12 protein-coding genes are annotated in these 15,649 nt (G+C 65.0%); 5 read left to right on the top strand and 7 right to left on the bottom strand.

Annotation, left to right across the window (positions count from 1 at the left end):
- Nucleotides 1–12: 12 nt before the first annotated feature.
- The 4 genes from ACVIW0_RS11215 to ACVIW0_RS11200 form a co-directional block, all read right to left on the bottom strand.
- Nucleotides 13–456 carry a flagellar export chaperone FliS gene (locus tag ACVIW0_RS11215; protein ID WP_461352383.1) on the bottom strand — a complete coding sequence of 148 codons (444 nt, stop codon included), beginning with the start codon at nt 454–456 and terminating at the stop codon, nt 13–15.
- Entirely contained in the window at nt 456–2,156 is a 1,701-nt protein-coding gene (fliD, locus tag ACVIW0_RS11210) for a flagellar filament capping protein FliD (RefSeq protein ID WP_461352382.1), read from the bottom strand. The genes ACVIW0_RS11215 and fliD overlap by 1 nt, the downstream gene beginning before the upstream one ends.
- Before the next feature lie 63 nt (nt 2,157–2,219).
- Complete coding sequence (locus ACVIW0_RS11205) at nt 2,220–3,044, bottom strand: flagellin (protein WP_461352381.1); 825 nt, start codon at nt 3,042–3,044, stop codon at nt 2,220–2,222.
- 140 nt (nt 3,045–3,184) lie between these two features.
- Nucleotides 3,185–3,886: an RNA polymerase sigma factor gene (locus ACVIW0_RS11200; RefSeq protein WP_461352380.1), complete on the bottom strand. Its 702-nt coding sequence runs from the start codon at nt 3,884–3,886 to the stop codon at nt 3,185–3,187.
- Nucleotides 3,887–3,998: 112 nt separating this feature from the next.
- On the opposite strand from ACVIW0_RS11200, the gene ACVIW0_RS11195 reads away from it, so the two are divergent.
- The 4 genes from ACVIW0_RS11195 to ACVIW0_RS11180 all read left to right on the top strand — a co-directional run bounded on the left by ACVIW0_RS11195 (nt 3,999) and on the right by ACVIW0_RS11180 (nt 9,077).
- A complete protein-coding gene (locus ACVIW0_RS11195) occupies nt 3,999–4,373 on the top strand; it encodes a hypothetical protein (RefSeq protein ID WP_461352379.1) in 375 nt (124 codons plus the stop codon).
- Between the two features lie 180 nt (nt 4,374–4,553).
- On the top strand, nt 4,554–6,896 hold the full coding sequence (locus ACVIW0_RS11190) for a hypothetical protein (protein ID WP_461352378.1): 2,343 nt from the start codon (nt 4,554–4,556) through the stop codon (nt 6,894–6,896).
- 91 nt (nt 6,897–6,987) lie between these two features.
- Nucleotides 6,988–8,313 carry a hypothetical protein gene (locus ACVIW0_RS11185; RefSeq protein WP_461352377.1) on the top strand — a complete coding sequence of 442 codons (1,326 nt, stop codon included), beginning with the start codon at nt 6,988–6,990 and terminating at the stop codon, nt 8,311–8,313.
- Nucleotides 8,314–8,351: 38 nt separating this feature from the next.
- A complete protein-coding gene (locus ACVIW0_RS11180; protein WP_461357296.1) occupies nt 8,352–9,077 on the top strand; it encodes a formyltransferase family protein in 726 nt (241 codons plus the stop codon).
- A gap of 18 nt (nt 9,078–9,095) precedes the next feature.
- Here ACVIW0_RS11180 and ACVIW0_RS11175 read toward each other — a convergent pair whose 3' ends face one another.
- Nucleotides 9,096–10,049: an aliphatic sulfonate ABC transporter substrate-binding protein gene (locus ACVIW0_RS11175; RefSeq protein WP_461352376.1), complete on the bottom strand. Its 954-nt coding sequence runs from the start codon at nt 10,047–10,049 to the stop codon at nt 9,096–9,098.
- Between the two features lie 120 nt (nt 10,050–10,169).
- Between ACVIW0_RS11175 and ACVIW0_RS11170 the strand changes: the two genes are divergently transcribed.
- Complete coding sequence (locus ACVIW0_RS11170; protein WP_461352375.1) at nt 10,170–10,529, top strand: hypothetical protein; 360 nt, start codon at nt 10,170–10,172, stop codon at nt 10,527–10,529.
- A 150-nt stretch (nt 10,530–10,679) separates the two neighbouring features.
- On the opposite strand, the gene ACVIW0_RS11165 is transcribed toward ACVIW0_RS11170, so the two are convergent.
- Entirely contained in the window at nt 10,680–12,134 is a 1,455-nt protein-coding gene (locus ACVIW0_RS11165) for a short-chain fatty acid transporter (protein ID WP_461352374.1), read from the bottom strand.
- Between the two features lie 52 nt (nt 12,135–12,186).
- Nucleotides 12,187–15,645 (bottom strand): molybdopterin-dependent oxidoreductase, encoded by a 3,459-nt coding sequence (locus tag ACVIW0_RS11160; RefSeq protein ID WP_461352373.1) that lies wholly within the window; start codon nt 15,643–15,645, stop codon nt 12,187–12,189.
- Nucleotides 15,646–15,649 lie beyond the last annotated feature (4 nt).

Below are 15,649 nucleotides of genomic sequence, written 5' to 3'. Positions count from 1 at the left end.
CGATTCGCCCGCTCAACGGCCGGCGGCTGATTCGAGCGCCTTGTCGAGCGTCTTGGCCTTAGCCGCCTTGCCGGCGTTTGCCTCGACATACGTCCAGGCATCGCGGAGTTCCGTCAGGCTGGCGATGATGCGCCGGAAATTCTCCCTGGCGTGCGGCCGGCCGTAGCAGCGCAAGCACGCCATGATCAGGGCGTTGTAGGTCCGGAACAGACGATCGGCCATCGCGCCGCCGCGAGTGATGTCGAGATGGTGGCTCAGTCCGCGCAGGATCGCGGTCGCCCGCGTCAGATAGGCGTGCCCTTCCTCGAAGCGCTTCGCCTCGTGCGCATCCAGCGCCTTCTGCAGTAAGGTGATGGCGCCATCGCACAGCATCACCACCGCCTTCAACGGCGGCACCGCCACCGCGGCGGATCGATAGGCATTGTTGGCGAGGTAGGCCGTGGCATTCTGGGTCATTATTTACTCGATGATGCGTTCAGGAGGGCACTCAGGTAGCCCAGCGTATTGTTCGCGCTTTCGATGGCGGCCTGATAGTTGGCGTATTGAAGCTGCAGCTGCGCCTTGAACGTCGCCGCATTGCTCTGGATGTCATTGACCTGGGACTGCAGATCGGTGTCGCGCGACTGCAAATTCGTGATCAAGGTCTGCAGCTGGCCGCTGGTCCCGGAACTGGTCTGTGCCAGCTGATAGATCTGCGTCGCGAGACCGGAAGTCGACGTCACCGTGATCGATTGCGAGGTCGAGCCGGTAAAGGTGAAGGCCATGCCGGCATAGATCGTGCCCGCATTGCCGATGATGGAATTGCCGACAATCGAAAAGCCGGAGCTGTCGCCGCCGATGGAAGCGCCGGTCAGCACGCCGCTCGAATCCACCGTCACGTCGAGCGTGAAGGATTGCGGCGACGTGCCGGTATTGACCACGCTGAGCTGGCTGGACGACGTTGTGGTCTGCGCCGCCAAAAGCTTGGTCACACCGGCCAGATTCTGCGTCAGCACCGTCGACAACGTGCCCGTGTCGAGCTGCAGCTCGTTGTTCTCGTTGAAGGACAGGCCGAGGTCGGCCATCGTCATGCCGTTCACGGTGCCGCTCAGCACCTGCTGGAGCTGGGTCATGATATCGCGCATCGTGCTGTCGCCGAACAGCACCGCGGTGGATGCGGCGGTACCGTCGGAATTCTGCGCGGACTGCGCGATCACCTGGTCGCGAAACGCATTGTAGTTGGTGACGAATGTCTGCAGCGCGGACGTGATCTGACTGGTGTCGGTCTCGATGCTGATGTTCAGGCTGGTGCCGCTCGGCGTCGGCTGCAGCAGGTCGAAAGTGACGCCGGTCAGAACGTCGGAGATATCGTTGGTGTTGCGGGTGAGCGCGATGCCATCCAGGGTGAACTGTGCAGACTGCGACTTCTGCAGCACGTCGGTGAAGGCCCCCGATGTGTCGGTGACGCCGAGCTTGTTCAGGATGTCGTCGCCCGAGGTCGACGAATAGGTGATGTCGGCGGCGTCCTGGGTGCCGGTCAGCACCATCTCGTACGACCCGCTCGACACCTGGACGATGGAGGCCTGGACATTGGTGGTCGAGGTCTGGGCATTGATGGTGTCGACGACATCCTGCATCGACATGCCGCTGGTGATCGAGATCGCCGTGCTGGTGCCGCCGGCGAGCCCCAGTGAAAACGTGCCGGAAAGGCCCAGCGCCGTCGACGCGCTCGACTGCGTGGAGCCGATCACCTTCTGCGCGGTCGCGAGCTGGGTGATCTGGAGCGTATGATCGCCGGTCGCCGAGCCGCTGTTGACGCTCATGTTGAGCGCCGAGGAGGCGCTGACGTCACCGGTCGACGAAATCGTCGCCGAGCGCGTGGCAAATGCGTTTGTCGCGATCGAGTTGATGATCGAGGTGCTGAGCGACGACAGCCCGGTGGCCAGCGTCGACAATTCCGTCTGCAGGGATTGATAGGCCGTGATCTTGGCCTGGTTCGCAGTGATCGAGGTCGTGATCGTGGTCGCCTGCGTGAGCTTGGCGTTGACCTCGGCTTCGATCAGGGCATCCCAATCGATACTGGTCGAATTGGTCGTGCCGGTCGTGGTCACCGTGCTGGCAGAACTGGGCGACGTCGTGCTTGATGTGCTGCTCGAGGTGGCGCTGCTAACCGTCATGTCGACACTTCCGCCGCAATAGGAATCAGGCCGGCATCATGCCGGCCCGATCGGTCTGTCGAATTAGCCGAGCAGCTTCAGCAGGTACTGCGGCATCTGGTTCGCCGCCGTTTCCGCCGAAACCGCGGCCTGGGTCTTCACTTCGGCCGAGGACAGTGTCGCCTGCTCGGCGGCGATATCGACGTCCTTGATCGCCGAATTGGCGGACTGCAGGTTCTGGGTCTGGGTCGAGATCGAGTCGGCGCTGAAGTTGAAGCGCGATTCCTGGGCGCCGATCTCGGCGCGGGCGGACGACACGGCGTCGATCGCGCTGTCGAGCGCCGACATCGCGCTCGTGGCGGTCGAGAGGCTCGAGACGTCGAGCGAGGTGACGCCGAGCGAGGACGCCGTCAGGCTGGTCAGGGTGATCGTGATCGTGTCGGCCGAGGTCGAGCCGACCAGCACCGAGACGCCCGAGGAGAACACGCTCGAACCGTCGAGCAGGCTCTGGCTGCTGTAGCGGGTGCCGCTGGCGATCGAGTCGATTTCGCCCTTGAGCTGCGTGAATTCCGAGTTGATGTAGGCGCGGCTGGAGTCGGCCACGGTGCCGGAGGCGGACTCGGAAGCCAGCGACTTCATGCGGGCCAGGATGTCCGAGATGTTGGAGGCGCCGCCGTCGGCGGTCTGCAGGATCGAGGTCGCCTGCGCCGCGTTGGTGGCGGCCTGCTGCAGCGTCGTGATGTCGGAGGAGATGCGGGTCGAGATCGCGAGGCCGGCGGCGTCGTCGGAAGCCGAGGTGATGCGCGAGCCGCTCGACAGCTTCGACAGCGCGCTGGTTTCCTGCTGCGAATTGATGTTGAGGTAGCGGACGGCGGAGTTGGCGGCGGTGTTGGTGGAAATTGCGGGCATGAGTAGCTCCTGTGATGATGGGGCATGGCATGCCGCATCGGGAAGAAGAGAGGTGACGCGGATCCAGCCCCCGTCCGCCCGATCAAACGGGTCGGCCGCCGGTGGTCAGGCGCGAAATCTTCAGAAGCCGAAATTTATGGTTAGCAGTCGGTAAACGCGCCGCGCAGGTCGCGCTCGTGCCGCTTGAGCATCTCGCGCAGCTGTTGCCGCCCGCGCTTCAACAGCGACTCGACCGCCGCGACGGTCGTGTCCATCACTTCGGCGATTTCGCCGTTGCTCATGTTCTCGTGGTAGGAGAGGATCACCGCGACGCGCTGCTGCTCGGGCAGCCGCTGCATCGCGAGCTCCAGAAGATTGCCGATTTCGTTGCGCTCGATGACGGTCGATGCGTCGAGCTGCGTGTCGGCGACCTCGGGCACGACATCGACATTCTCGGTGCGCGGCTTGCGGCGCAGATCGATGCAACGGTTGCTGACGACGCGATAGAGCCAGGTCGAGAACTTGGCGCGGCCATGCTGCCAGCGGCCGCGATGCGTCCACACCTTCAGCATCGTGTCCTGCACCACGTCTTCGGCGTCGGCGGCGTTGCCGACGATGCGCAGCGCGATCGCGTAGGCGCGATCGACATGGCGTTCGACCAGCGCACGAAACGCCGCCTCGTCGCCGGCGGCGAGGCGGTCGAGCAGCTCCTTGTCCTCGTCCTGGATCTCGACGGTGTCGAGCGGGCCCGCATCGGCAACCGTGGGGACGTCGCTCCAGCGAGCCGTCGCTTCGGCCGGCGCAGCCGCAACCGTCGTGGCCTCCACCTCGACCGCTGCCATCACATCAAGCGCGTAACTCATCCGCCGCTCTCCAACCACCGCCGCTGGCACACATTCCATGCGGTTTCTGAGCGTTGAACGCAGGGGTCAGGCAAACCAGGCGCACTTTTTTCGTTATTTTTCAAATGCTTAGATGGATCTTTTTGCCGACTGCCCGGCAAAAGCTGCCGCTGCGCAAAGGCGCAGCCGGCAATTCTACGGAGAATGGAGCAGTCGTCTTGCATCGCCTCGCATGCCTGCGGAAAAGTTCGTCGCGCCGGAAAACGCTGTTGTCACATCAACTAACGCCACGCGAACACATGCATGCGCGGGGCATGCGAGTGATCCATCGCCGTTGGTCGCTATCTTGCATTGGACGATTGCGACTAGGCAATTTTTTCCGAATCACCGTTTCGACGTTATCGGATTTTTTGAATCTGTCAGTCGTGAAGCGCGCGTTTTCGAATCCCGCATCAACTTTTTTGAAGCGACGCGCCTGATTTGTCTCATGCACGCGTTCAACGCATGAGGACTGGCGGGAATTTTGCGCATGACGATGATGACGGTCGACGCGACGCGTCGAGCGCAGAATGTTTCTGCATGTTCATTCGACGTTTTCGATACATTTCTGTTGCGCACCTGCACGACGCCAGACGGCGTATTTGAAAGGGTTTTTCAGCTTTCTCGCATTGCTGAAAAATTTCCGAGTATGTCCGTCAGTTTCGTTCAGCATCGAATCCAGGCCGAAGCGCGCGCGCGCAAGCTCGCGCTGGAGCGCAACGGCTCCGCTGAAGTGCATATCGCCGATATCTATAAGTACTTTCCATTCAAGCTATTCGGCCTGAACCGCGACGCGTTGCAGGATCTTGCGCGAATCGAATTCGAAGCCGAGATCGAGCTGTGCCGCGCCAATCTGGAAATGCTCAAGCAATATCTCGACATGAAGCGCGGCGGCTTTCGCGTCGGCTTCATTTCCGACACCTATTGGAGCACCGACCAGCTTGCGCAGCTGCTGCGCTCCTGCAGCCCAGGGCTGAGCTGGGATTTCCTCTACGCATCCTGCGATCACGGCTCTGGCAAGAGCGAAGCGCTGTTCGAGGCCTATCTTGCCGAGCAAGGCGTCGATGCGGCGAACTCGTTCCATGTCGGCGACAATCACGACGCCGATATCAAGGGCGCCCGGCGTCATGGCATCCGTCCGCGCTACTATCCACAGGCCAGCGCGGCGTTGGCCTCGAAGTTTCAGCGCGAAACATCGATTTACGAACTGCTGTGTCCCGATCAGCCGTCACGGCTCGATTGCGGCGCCCGCACGCTGCGGCGTGCGGTGGCGGCGCGGAGCGCGGAGCATTCTCCCGCCTTCAACCTCGGCGTGACCGTGCTCGGCCCGGTCATGGCGGCGTTCGATGCCTTCATCGAGGCGCGGCGCGCGGCGCTGGCACGCGACGGCGCGCGCGTTGCGATCGGCTTCCTTGGCCGCGACGGCCTGCTGCCGCATCGCGTCTGGCAGGCCAACCATGGCGAGACCGGCGCCTATATCGAGATCAATCGCCGTGTCAGCCTGGTCGGATCCGCCGATACGCTCGAACCGCTGATCGAGCTGCTGAGCCGGGTCGTCAAGATCGACGCACCGACCTTTGTCGATATCGTCAAGGTGCAGCCATCAGCGGTGATGAATTTCTTTGCGCACTATCCCGGCGGCATCGCGAGCGGCCGCGAACTCGCCGACGCCCTGCCCGATCTGATGGACCCGCGCGAGATCACCGATATCGCGGCCGGCGTGCGCGACCGCCTGCTTACCTATTTGCGCGCCCAGATCCCGGATTTCGACCACTGCACCGACCTGATCCTGGTCGATCTCGGTTATTCGGCGAGCGTACAGAAGTCGCTGCGGCGGATCTTCGATCGCGAGGGCATACGCATCCGCCTGCACGGCGCCTATCTGCTGACGCTTGACGATGCCTTCGACGACATCGCCGATGACGACACCGCAGAAGGCCTGATCTCGGATCGCATCGTCACGCCGCACGTCAAGCGCATGCTGATCCGCAACGTCGCATTGCTGGAGCAGCTCTGCTGTTCCGCGGAGGGATCGGCGCGCGACTATCGCGGTGGCGAGGTGCTGCGCGAGGGCGATCAGCGCCCCGCCGCCCAACTCGCACTAGCCACCGAAGTGCAGTCCGGGACGATCGCCTATGCATCGCGCGCCCGCGAACTGGCGGCGCGCTATGCATTGCAGCCCGACGCGGACCCCATGGTCGCCGCGCGCTGGACCGCCGCGGTGCTCGGGCGCTTGCTGCTGCTGCCCGACGACGACGAGCTGGTGCTGCTCGGCGGCATCAAGCATGACGTCAATCTCGGCACCCAGGCGCTGGCGCCGCTGCTCGATGCCGGCTTCGTCAATGATTGCATCATCGCCCGCGGCCTTGTGCCCGCCTGCACGACCCCGGCGCCGCCGATGTGGCTGGCCGGCAGCTTTGCCGCGTTGTCACCGTCCCACGGCTATCTCTACACGCTGTTCGGCGTCAATCGCCTGCCCGCCAACGTATTCGGCGAGTCGCACTGCGGGACCTTGCAGGTCGGCCTGTTCGGACGGGACGGCCAGGCGTCGCTGGAGGCGATCACCGTCTATCACACCGGGCTCGGCGACCTTCGGCTGCGGGTCCCGCTGTCGCGGCGGATGGCGGTTGCGACCATCGCGCTGCCGTTGCCGAAACTTGCCCGCAACGGGCTGCTCCACGGCGTCACCGTCCAGTACGGTGAAAGCGCGGCGAAAGCTGCGGCCAGTCCGAACGTAAAGACGATCGCCGGGGAACGGCTCGCCGATGCCGGCATCGAGCGGAGCGGCCGCCAATTCCGCGCCAGCAGCGACGACGGCATGCTGCTGATCCCGATCGACGGCTTCGAGGACGACGTTGCAATCTACACGATCGCGCTGACCGCCCTCGACCATGACCGCATCCTCGCGGTTGAGAACCGTGATGGCAACGGCTCCTCGGCCGCGCTGACCTGGCGCCGCACCAATTGCGCGCCGGCAACCCACGGCAACTGATTTGTCCGCCTGATCTGGCCGCCCCGCTCGTAGAAGGTTAACGAGAGGTAGTGCGGGCATGATTTCGGCTGACACGGCGCAAGCAGACGGCTTGCAGACGAATTCCGACCAATTGCTGGTGGCGAACGGCATCCGGATGAGCGCGGCGCAGCGCCAGCGGCTGGCATGGCTGTCCGAGCGGCTCGGGCGTGTGTCCGTTCACCACGCCGGCTCGGTGCCGGCGCGGGATGATGGTGTCATCATCGTCGTCGAGCCGCCGAGCGGCCCCGCTGCCGAGATGCTCTACCGGTCGCTTCGCGCCGACAGCGCGGTCGTTGTCCCGTTCGGCGAGAACCCGGCGTTCGATTTCCTGAAATCCAAGTTGACCGACTTCGGCACCATCGGGCCGAGCTTCGATGGCCCGCACGAAATGTGGTGGGGCGGCCCCAACTGGCGCCCGATCGCACCCGAAGCAGGCGCAAGCTCCGAGGCCGCGTTGCGCGTGGTCTCCTGCTATCCCCGCGCCCTGGGCGACGATCATGCCCGCGCGCTGCGCGACAAGCTCGCCGAATTCCAGATCGCGGGCGACATCGTGCCAATCGACACTGCGGACGGCGCGGGCCTGTGCGCGTCGGAAAAATCCGCCTTCATGCTGCGGATGTGGCAGACGCATCACGAGCCGCTGCTGTTCATCGAAGCCGACGCAACGCTCAGCGAACCGCCGCTGCTGCCCTCGCACCTGGCTTGCGACGTCGCGCTCCACAAATGGAACCGGTGGGAGATGTCGGCGCGTACCCTCTATCTCGGCCGCTCGCCGGCCGCCGAAGCGCTGCTGCGCAACTGGCATCACATCGCGACCGCCTATCCCGCGGTGTGGGAGGGCTATCTGCTCGACCAGGCCTGGAGCCTGACGTCGTCGCAGATGGCGCTCGACACCGCCTGGCTGCCGCGCTCATACCACGCGCCGGCCGAGGACGCCGGTACACCCCGCCACACCACTGTGATCCACAACCTGCCGACCGACAACAGCGATCTCGGTCCCGACGCCGAATTCGGCGCCACGATGCGCGCCGCGCGGCGCGCCAGCCGCAGCGGCGGTCGCGACGCCATGATCGTGGTCAACTCGCAGGCGGCTTCGAACGATGCGATCACCGTGATCATGCGCGATATCGCAACCAGCGACGCGCGCGAAATGGCGGCCAGCATCGAGGCGGTCACCGGCGCCTTCGCCGCCGATTGCGGCGGGTTCGGCCGGCTCGAGCTTGCGCTCTGCGCCTGGCAGGACGACATCCGCGCGACGAAATCGGCCGCGAAGAGCGCCAACAACCGGATCATCGAGATCGCGCCGTGGCAAACGCTGCCGTCCGACCTGTTCCGCACCGTGGGCCAATCCGGCGATGCCGGCAGCCTCGTCATCATGGCCGGGCAGCGCGGCTGACAAGCGAGCAAAACGGTAGAGCAAGAGACGGACACCCCATCATGAAGACCATCATCCTTCTCACCGGCGTCGCCGACCAGCAATTCGCGCTCACCGAATTGTTGAAGGCGCACAACCCGGCGCTGTCGTTTCGCTGCGCGGTAACGGCTGAGGAGCTGGCCGCGATCGAGCCCGAGGTGTTGCGCGAAGCCCGGCTGCTCGCCTTCACCACCAGCGTCATCGTGCCGGAGAGCATTCTGGCGGCGCTTGGCCACGGCGCCTATAACTTCCACCCCGGCCCACCGCAATATCCCGGCTGGGCGCCGGCGCATTTCGCGCTCTATGACGGCGCGCGCGCCTTCGGCGCGACGGCCCATGTGATGGCTGCGCGCGTCGATTCCGGTCCGATCGTCGGGGTCGAGTCCTTCATCATTCCCGACAAGATCAGCGTGCGCGGGCTCGAGCAGATCGCCTATGTGCGGCTCGCCCATCTGTTCTGGCGGATGTCGCGCGATCTCGCCTGCAATCCGGCGCCGCTGGCCGAGCTGGAGATCGCCTGGTGCGGCACCAAGAGCACAAGGCAGATGTACCGCGAGATGTGCGAGCTTCCCGCCGGCATCAGCCCCAGTGAGCTGGCGCGCCGGATCCGCGCCTTCCACGACGATTTCCGCGGCGTCCCGCTGACCGTCGACGTGCACGGCATCCGCTTCCAGCTGGCGACGACGGCGACACAGACGCCCGAGGCGCCGCAAGTGATCTCGCCGCCGCTCGCCGCGGCTTCCTGACCGTGCCGCCAAATCGGCTCACGAGCCGGGAGTCCACTTCCAGACGATATCGGACACGTTGATCTGCTTCGGGACCAGCCCGATCGCCTTGAAGCGGTTGGCAATCGCCTGCTGGCTCCTGACGATCTCAGCGTCGACCGGCACCACCTGGTAGTTCGAGCGCGCCACGAAGCGCCTGACCGCCTCGATGTCGACGCCGGTGGCCTCGGCCTGCGCGCGAGCCACCTCCTCGCGGTGATCGGCGGCCCATTTTCCTTCGGCGGCAAAGATAGAGTTCAGCTTCGCAACGATGGAGGGATATTTCGCAACAAAATCCGATCCCGCGATGTAGAACGCATTCGGCTTGTGCACGTCCTTGTCGAAGGCGATGACGCGCACCTTGTCCTTGATCTCCGCCAGCGCCAGGTAGGGATCCCAGATCGACCACGCGTCGACGATGCCTCTCGAGAACGCAACGGTCGCGTCCGCCGGCGCCAGTGGCGTCGGCGTGATGTCGCTCCAGGAAAGGCCGGCCTTGTCGAGCGCCGCGACGAGCAGGTTGTGCGCGCTCGAGCCCTTGCCGAACGCGACGCGCTTGCCCTTGAGGTCGGCGAGCGTCCGGATCGGAGAGTCCGCCGGCACGATGATCGCCTGGGTGCTGCCATCAGAGGTGACCGCCGCCACGTATGTGATCTTGGCCGCGCCGGCCTGTGCGAAAATCGGCGGCGTATCGCCGACGAATCCGAAATCGACACTACCGACATTGATCGCCTCGAGCAGCGGCGGCCCGAACTGGAAGTCGATCCACTTCACCTCGATGCCGAGCGGCTTGAACGCGTCCTCGACGGTGTGACGCTGGCGGACGGCGGGAAACAGGCCGCCCTTCTGCGTGCCGATGCGGACCTCGGTCGGCTTGTCCTCGGCCAGAGCCGGCGCGACGGCGAATGCCGACAGCGCCAATGCGGCAGCAAGGATGGTACGTCTGGTCGTCATGACAGTCCTTTCAAAGGTTGTCTTTCAGGTATTGCGTGAAGCCGATGACGGCTGGCCGCGCGTCCGGCGGCGCTGCAAATGCGCCCTCACCGCTCGCTCCGCGGCGCGGGCCGAGCCGAAATGGCCGCCATCGAGCCCATCAAAGGCGCGATCCGAGGAAAAAAAGCAGAAGCCGCTGTTATCGCCGACGACGATACCCGCGGTGCGATCCGAGACTTCGATGACGTAAGCTTGGGACGTTTGGGGTTGGGACATGCGTATTCCATCGCCGAACAACGGCGTTCCTGTCTGATTGTCGGGTGCTTTGGACTTGTCGAAGCGATCAACAACAGGCGCCGGTCGCCGCCGAGACGCAGCGATGCTGCATGCGGCTTCGCATGTCGCACATCAAGCTGCGGTGGATATGTCTCATTTGCGGTGACCCTGGACAACACGAATATCGCGCATCAATATCCGGCCGAACCGCGCAACGGTCAATGAAATGGCTGACCAAAGATCAGGGCCCGGCGCGATACCTCATTCGCCGCGGGCTGAAAAACAGCACAGTTTTAGTGATGCCGAGCGCGAACGGCATGAACTGGCGGAATGTTGGCCGGGCATCCACCTCCCGATGCCCGGCCGTCATCCCGCTCAGGGCAGGATCGGCGGATGATAGGTGAAGGTCGCCATCAGGATGGCAGCCAGCAGCATCACGATCGGGAAGTGGATGAAGAACTGCACCGACGTGTAGCCGATCAGATCCTTCGACTTCAGGCCGAGAATGCCGAGCAGCGGCAGCATCCAGAACGGGTTGATGAAGTTCGGCAGCGTCTCGGCGATGTTGTAGACCATGACCGTCCAGCCGAGATGGGCGCCGATATCGTTGGCCGCCTTCATGATGTAGGGCGCCTCGATGATCCATTTTCCGCCGGCTGATGGCACGAAGAAGCCGAGCAGCGCTGAATAGATTCCGACCAGAAACGAAAATACAGTCGAATTGCTGGAGGCGCCGACGAACCAGTGCGCGATCGTGTCCGACAGTGTGGTGCCGCTGCCGTTCGGCACCTTGGTCAGGATCTGCGCGACGCCGGCGTAGAACGGAAACTGCAGCAGCACGCCGGAAACGCTCGGCATCGCCTTGGAGAAGGATTCGACCAGGCTGCGCGGCCGCCAGTGCAGCAAGATGCCGAGAATCAGGAAGACGAAGTTGTAGGTGTTGAGCCCCGACAGCGTGATCAGCGGGTTGCCCGACTGAAACGTCTGCCACAGCCAGCCGGCAGCAAGCAGCGCGATCAGGATGGTCAGCAGCGGGCTGAATTCCAGCCAATCGCCCGGCCGGGCCGGCTTCCTGGCTTCGATGCGGTCATCACCGAGCGCGACGCCGAGGTCTTCCGCGGTCTTGGCCTGCTCGGGCGCCGGCGTCGTGAAATAGCAGATCGCGGCCGACACGACAGTGACCATCACGACGGTGACCATGTTCTGCCAGGTCAGGATGGTCTCCGAGAAGCCGATCACGCCGGTGATCGGTAGGAGCGACGCCGGAATGCTGCCGGCATTGGCCTGCAACTGCGCAGCCGACGACGTGATGCCGAGGGTGAAGCCGCAGCCGAGCCCGAGATAACCGGCCGCGCCGGCCGCCCGGTAGTCGAGCCGGATATCCGTGCGCCGCGCGATCTCCCGCACCAGCAGGCCGGAGAAGATCAGGCTGAGGCCCCAGTTCAGCAGCGAGAGGAAAACGCTGAGCACGCCGACGAACACCACCGCGCCGCGGCCAGTCTTCGGCACGCTGGCGAGCCGCGCCAGCACGGCGGCGACCGGCGGCGACATCGCCACGACGTAGCCGCCGATCGCGACCAGCGCCATCTGCATCGTGAACGGGATCAGGTTCCAGAACCCGTCACCAAAGGCGCGACTGACGGCGAGCGGCGAACCGCCATGCAGGATCGCGCCTGCGGCGACCGCAATCACCGCGATCAGCACGAAGACATACGCATCCGGAAACCAGCGCTCCGCAAACGCCACCAAGGCCTGCGAAAAGCGCGCGATGATGTTGTCCGCGACGGGATTTCGTAAGTCCACGGTTTGATCGTGCGTAGCATTCGTCATCAATTGATCCCCTTCCGGTGATGCGGTTCGTCTTCAATCCTGATTGGTCATTCTAAAGTGCGAGCGTCAGATCGGTCAGCGGCACGGCCTGGCAGGCGAGGCATTGGCCCTCGCTGCCATCGACGGGGCCGAGATGGGTGAACTGCCCATCGATCACCTCGACCGCACAGCTCTCGCATTGCCCGACGCGGCAGCCGCTCGGCAGCGCAATGCCCGCCGCGCTCGCGGCGTCGAGCAGCGTCCCCTGCTCCGGCCCCCAGGAGAAGCTCTGCTTGCTGCTCGCAAGCCGGACCGTCCTTGGCGCAAGATCGATTGGCACCGATGGTGGCGACACGAAGCTCTCGGCGAAGATGTCGAATCGCGGCACACCGAGCGCCGCCACGGCCGCAATCTGCGCCGCGACGAAATCCGGCGAGCCGCAGATGTAGACCAGCGGCCGGTACGATATCAGCGGCTTGACCTGTTCAAGATCAAGCCGCCCCTTGCGCAGCGAATGCGAGCCGATCGGATCTCCTGCGGGTGGCGCCGAATAGAACGTCACCCGCGTCAATCCCGGCGTATTGGCTTCCAGCTCTGCGAGACGCTGTGCAAACGGATGCTCGCGGCTGCTGCGACAGCCATGCAGCAGCAAGATTTCGGCAACGCGATCCTGCGGCGCTGTGTGTTGCAGCGTCTCGAGATGGCCGATGAACGGCGTGATGCCGATACCGGCTGCGAGGAAGACCAGCGGTCGCGGTCCCTTCAATGGCGGCGTGAAGATGCCGCCCGGCGGCTCCAGCAACACCTCGTCGCCGACGGCAACATCATGCAGACGATCCGGCATGAAGAACGGCGCGTCGCCGCTCCGCAGTTCATTGAAGAACCGCCCCTTCACCGCGATCGACAGCGCATCCGGCAGATCGCCCGATCCGGTCAGCGAATAGGCCCGTGCCTCTGTCGTGCCGGGCAGCGAGATCATGACATGCTGGCCCGGCAGGAAGTCGGGCAGCGGACCACCGTCGAGCGGCCGCAGGCTGAGGGCCACGACGTTGTCGGCCTCGGCCCGGCGCGCGGCAACCATGAAGCGGCGCTGGCCGCTCCAGACGCCGCGGCTTGCCTCGGCGTCGCGCCTGATCTCGCAGACGATCGCGCGCAGCGGGACCGAGCCGCTGACGGGATCGCGCACGTCGTCGTGCAGCACGGCGTTGATGTTCCGGGTGTGGACGCCGGCCGCAGCTGACCGATCGCGGCCGAGCGGCGGACAATCCTCCCACCAGCCGAACTCGGCGACGACGACGCGATCGTCGAGCGCCGCGTTGAGCCGCACCTTCAGACGCACAGCGCCGCCCGTCGTCTCGACCACGGCCCAGTCGCCTTCGACGAGCCCGCGCCGCGCGGCAAGCTGCGGGCTGATCTCGACCGCCGGGTCCGGCGACTTCCGCCGCAGCGAGGCGATATGCCGATGCGAGGAGTGAACGAACCATCCGCTCTTGGCGGTGGAGAGCACCAGCGGAAAGCGTTCGTCCGCCGCTGCCGTGAGCGGACTGCCGACCGGCTCGACGTGATCGGGCAAGGCATCATACCCGTGGCCCAGCATCAGCTCCGAATAGATCTCGACGCGGCGCGTCGGCGTCGCGAAACCGGTCATCGTGCCGTCTTCGCGCGTCACGGCGTATTTTTCGTTGCGGAAGGCCTGCGGGAAGCGGCGCCCTTCCGGATGCGCACGCAGATCGTCGACGCCGATGCCGAGCGGCGCGAGCTGATAATTCCAGCCGGCCTTGATGTCGCCACCGAAGAACAAGTCGCCCATGCCGAGCTTGAGCGCGAGCGCCGCGGCAATCTCGTAATCGGCCTTGACCTCGCCAACCGGCTCGACCATGCGCGGGCGAAACTGAACGGTCTCGACGGCCTCCTGGGTGATCTCGAACCCGATCTTGAGGGCGTCGCGCTCCCAGGGCGTGCTGGCCGGCAGCACGAAGTCGGCGCTCTCCGCGGTCGGGTTCATGAACATGTCGATATGAACCTGGAATTCCAGCGCGTTCAGCGCCGCACGGTTGCGCTCCGAGTACCCCTGCGAGACGACGAAGTTGGTGCCGAAGGCGACCAGCGCACGCACGCGGTAAGGCTCGCCCTCGAGCACGGCGCGGCTGAAATCGCGCGCCGTGATCCAGCCCTTCGCCGGCGGACCGAGCGGCAGTTCGGCAAGACCCAGCGCCTTGGCCTGCTGCTCCGGCGGCAGGATGCTGTAATCGTTGAGCGGACGCGTCGGCGGCGGCACCGGCCAGCGATTGCCGCCGGGCCGGTCGCAAGCGCCGGTCAATGCGTAGAGCGAGGCGATCGCGCGCTCGATCGCGGTGGCGTTGGTGTGCTGACCGACGCCGGTCCAGGAATGATAGGCAAGCCGCGGTCGGGCAGCGAGCAGCGCGTTGAATGCATCGATATCAGCGACATCAAGCCAGGTCAGCTCCGCGACGCGCGCCGGCGTATAAGGCGCGGCGCGCTCGACAAGCAGTTCGAACGCGGTTGCCGCCGCGATCATGCGGCCGTCGCATGCACAGATCGACAGCGCGCCACGCAGCAGGCCGCCGCTCTCCGGCGCGTAGCGCGTATCGCAAGGCACGGGCGCGCCTGACGCATCGAGGCGAACGAAAGCATCTGCCGCGCCATCCGACCACACTTCGTCGGCGCGCAGGAAGCGCCCGGTCGCGCGATCGACCAGCAGCGATCCATTGGTCCACGCGTCGACGAAGTCAGCATCGAACTTGCCGGTCGAGATGAGATGACGGATCGCGCCCATCGCCAGCGCGCCATCGGCGCCGGGACGGATGCGCAGCCAAAGATCGGCCTGCTGGCCGGAGCCGTTCGGCTTGGGATCGACCACCACGACCTTGGCGCCGCGTCGCCGCGCATCGGCGATCCGCGTCGCCTGCGCGAGCCAGGTGCGCGCGGGATTGTGGCCCCACAGGATGATCGCATCGGCATTGTCGTAGTCGGGAAAGCCGATGCCACGACCGAAGGTCAGCGCGTGCGCAAAGTCCTTGTGCCAGCCGCAGATCTCGACCGCATAGATCAGGTTCGGACTGCCAAAGCCGCGGATGAAGCGCTCGACCCACTCGAAGCTGTCGACCATCGGCGTGCCGCTCGGCGTGGTGACGCCGAACGCCACCGCCTCGGCGCCGCTCTCGGCGCGGATGCTGCCGAGCCGGTCAGCGATCTCGGTCAACGCCTCGTCCCAGGACACCTCGACCCAGCCGGGATCGGCGGCATCGCGCGGCCGGGTCCGCTTGAGCGGGACGGTCAGACGGCGCGGACTGCCGACGATTTCCGGCGCCGCCCGGCCCTTGGCGCACAGCGCCCCGCCGGTCGGATGGTTATTCAATACCTCCACCCCGACAAGACGCCCGTCCTCAACCACGGTGACAGCACCGCAGCGCGAACGACAAAGCGTGCAATAGCCGGGTAGCCGTTGTTTCACCGCTGCCTCGTGGTCCAGGTTAACCCATGTGGCGCATTTTTGTAATGCGTTACACATTTAC

This window comes from Bradyrhizobium sp. USDA 4454, from assembly GCF_054822705.1.
Note: the sequence above shows the minus strand (reverse complement) of the source record. Positions and strands in the feature narration are given on the sequence as shown.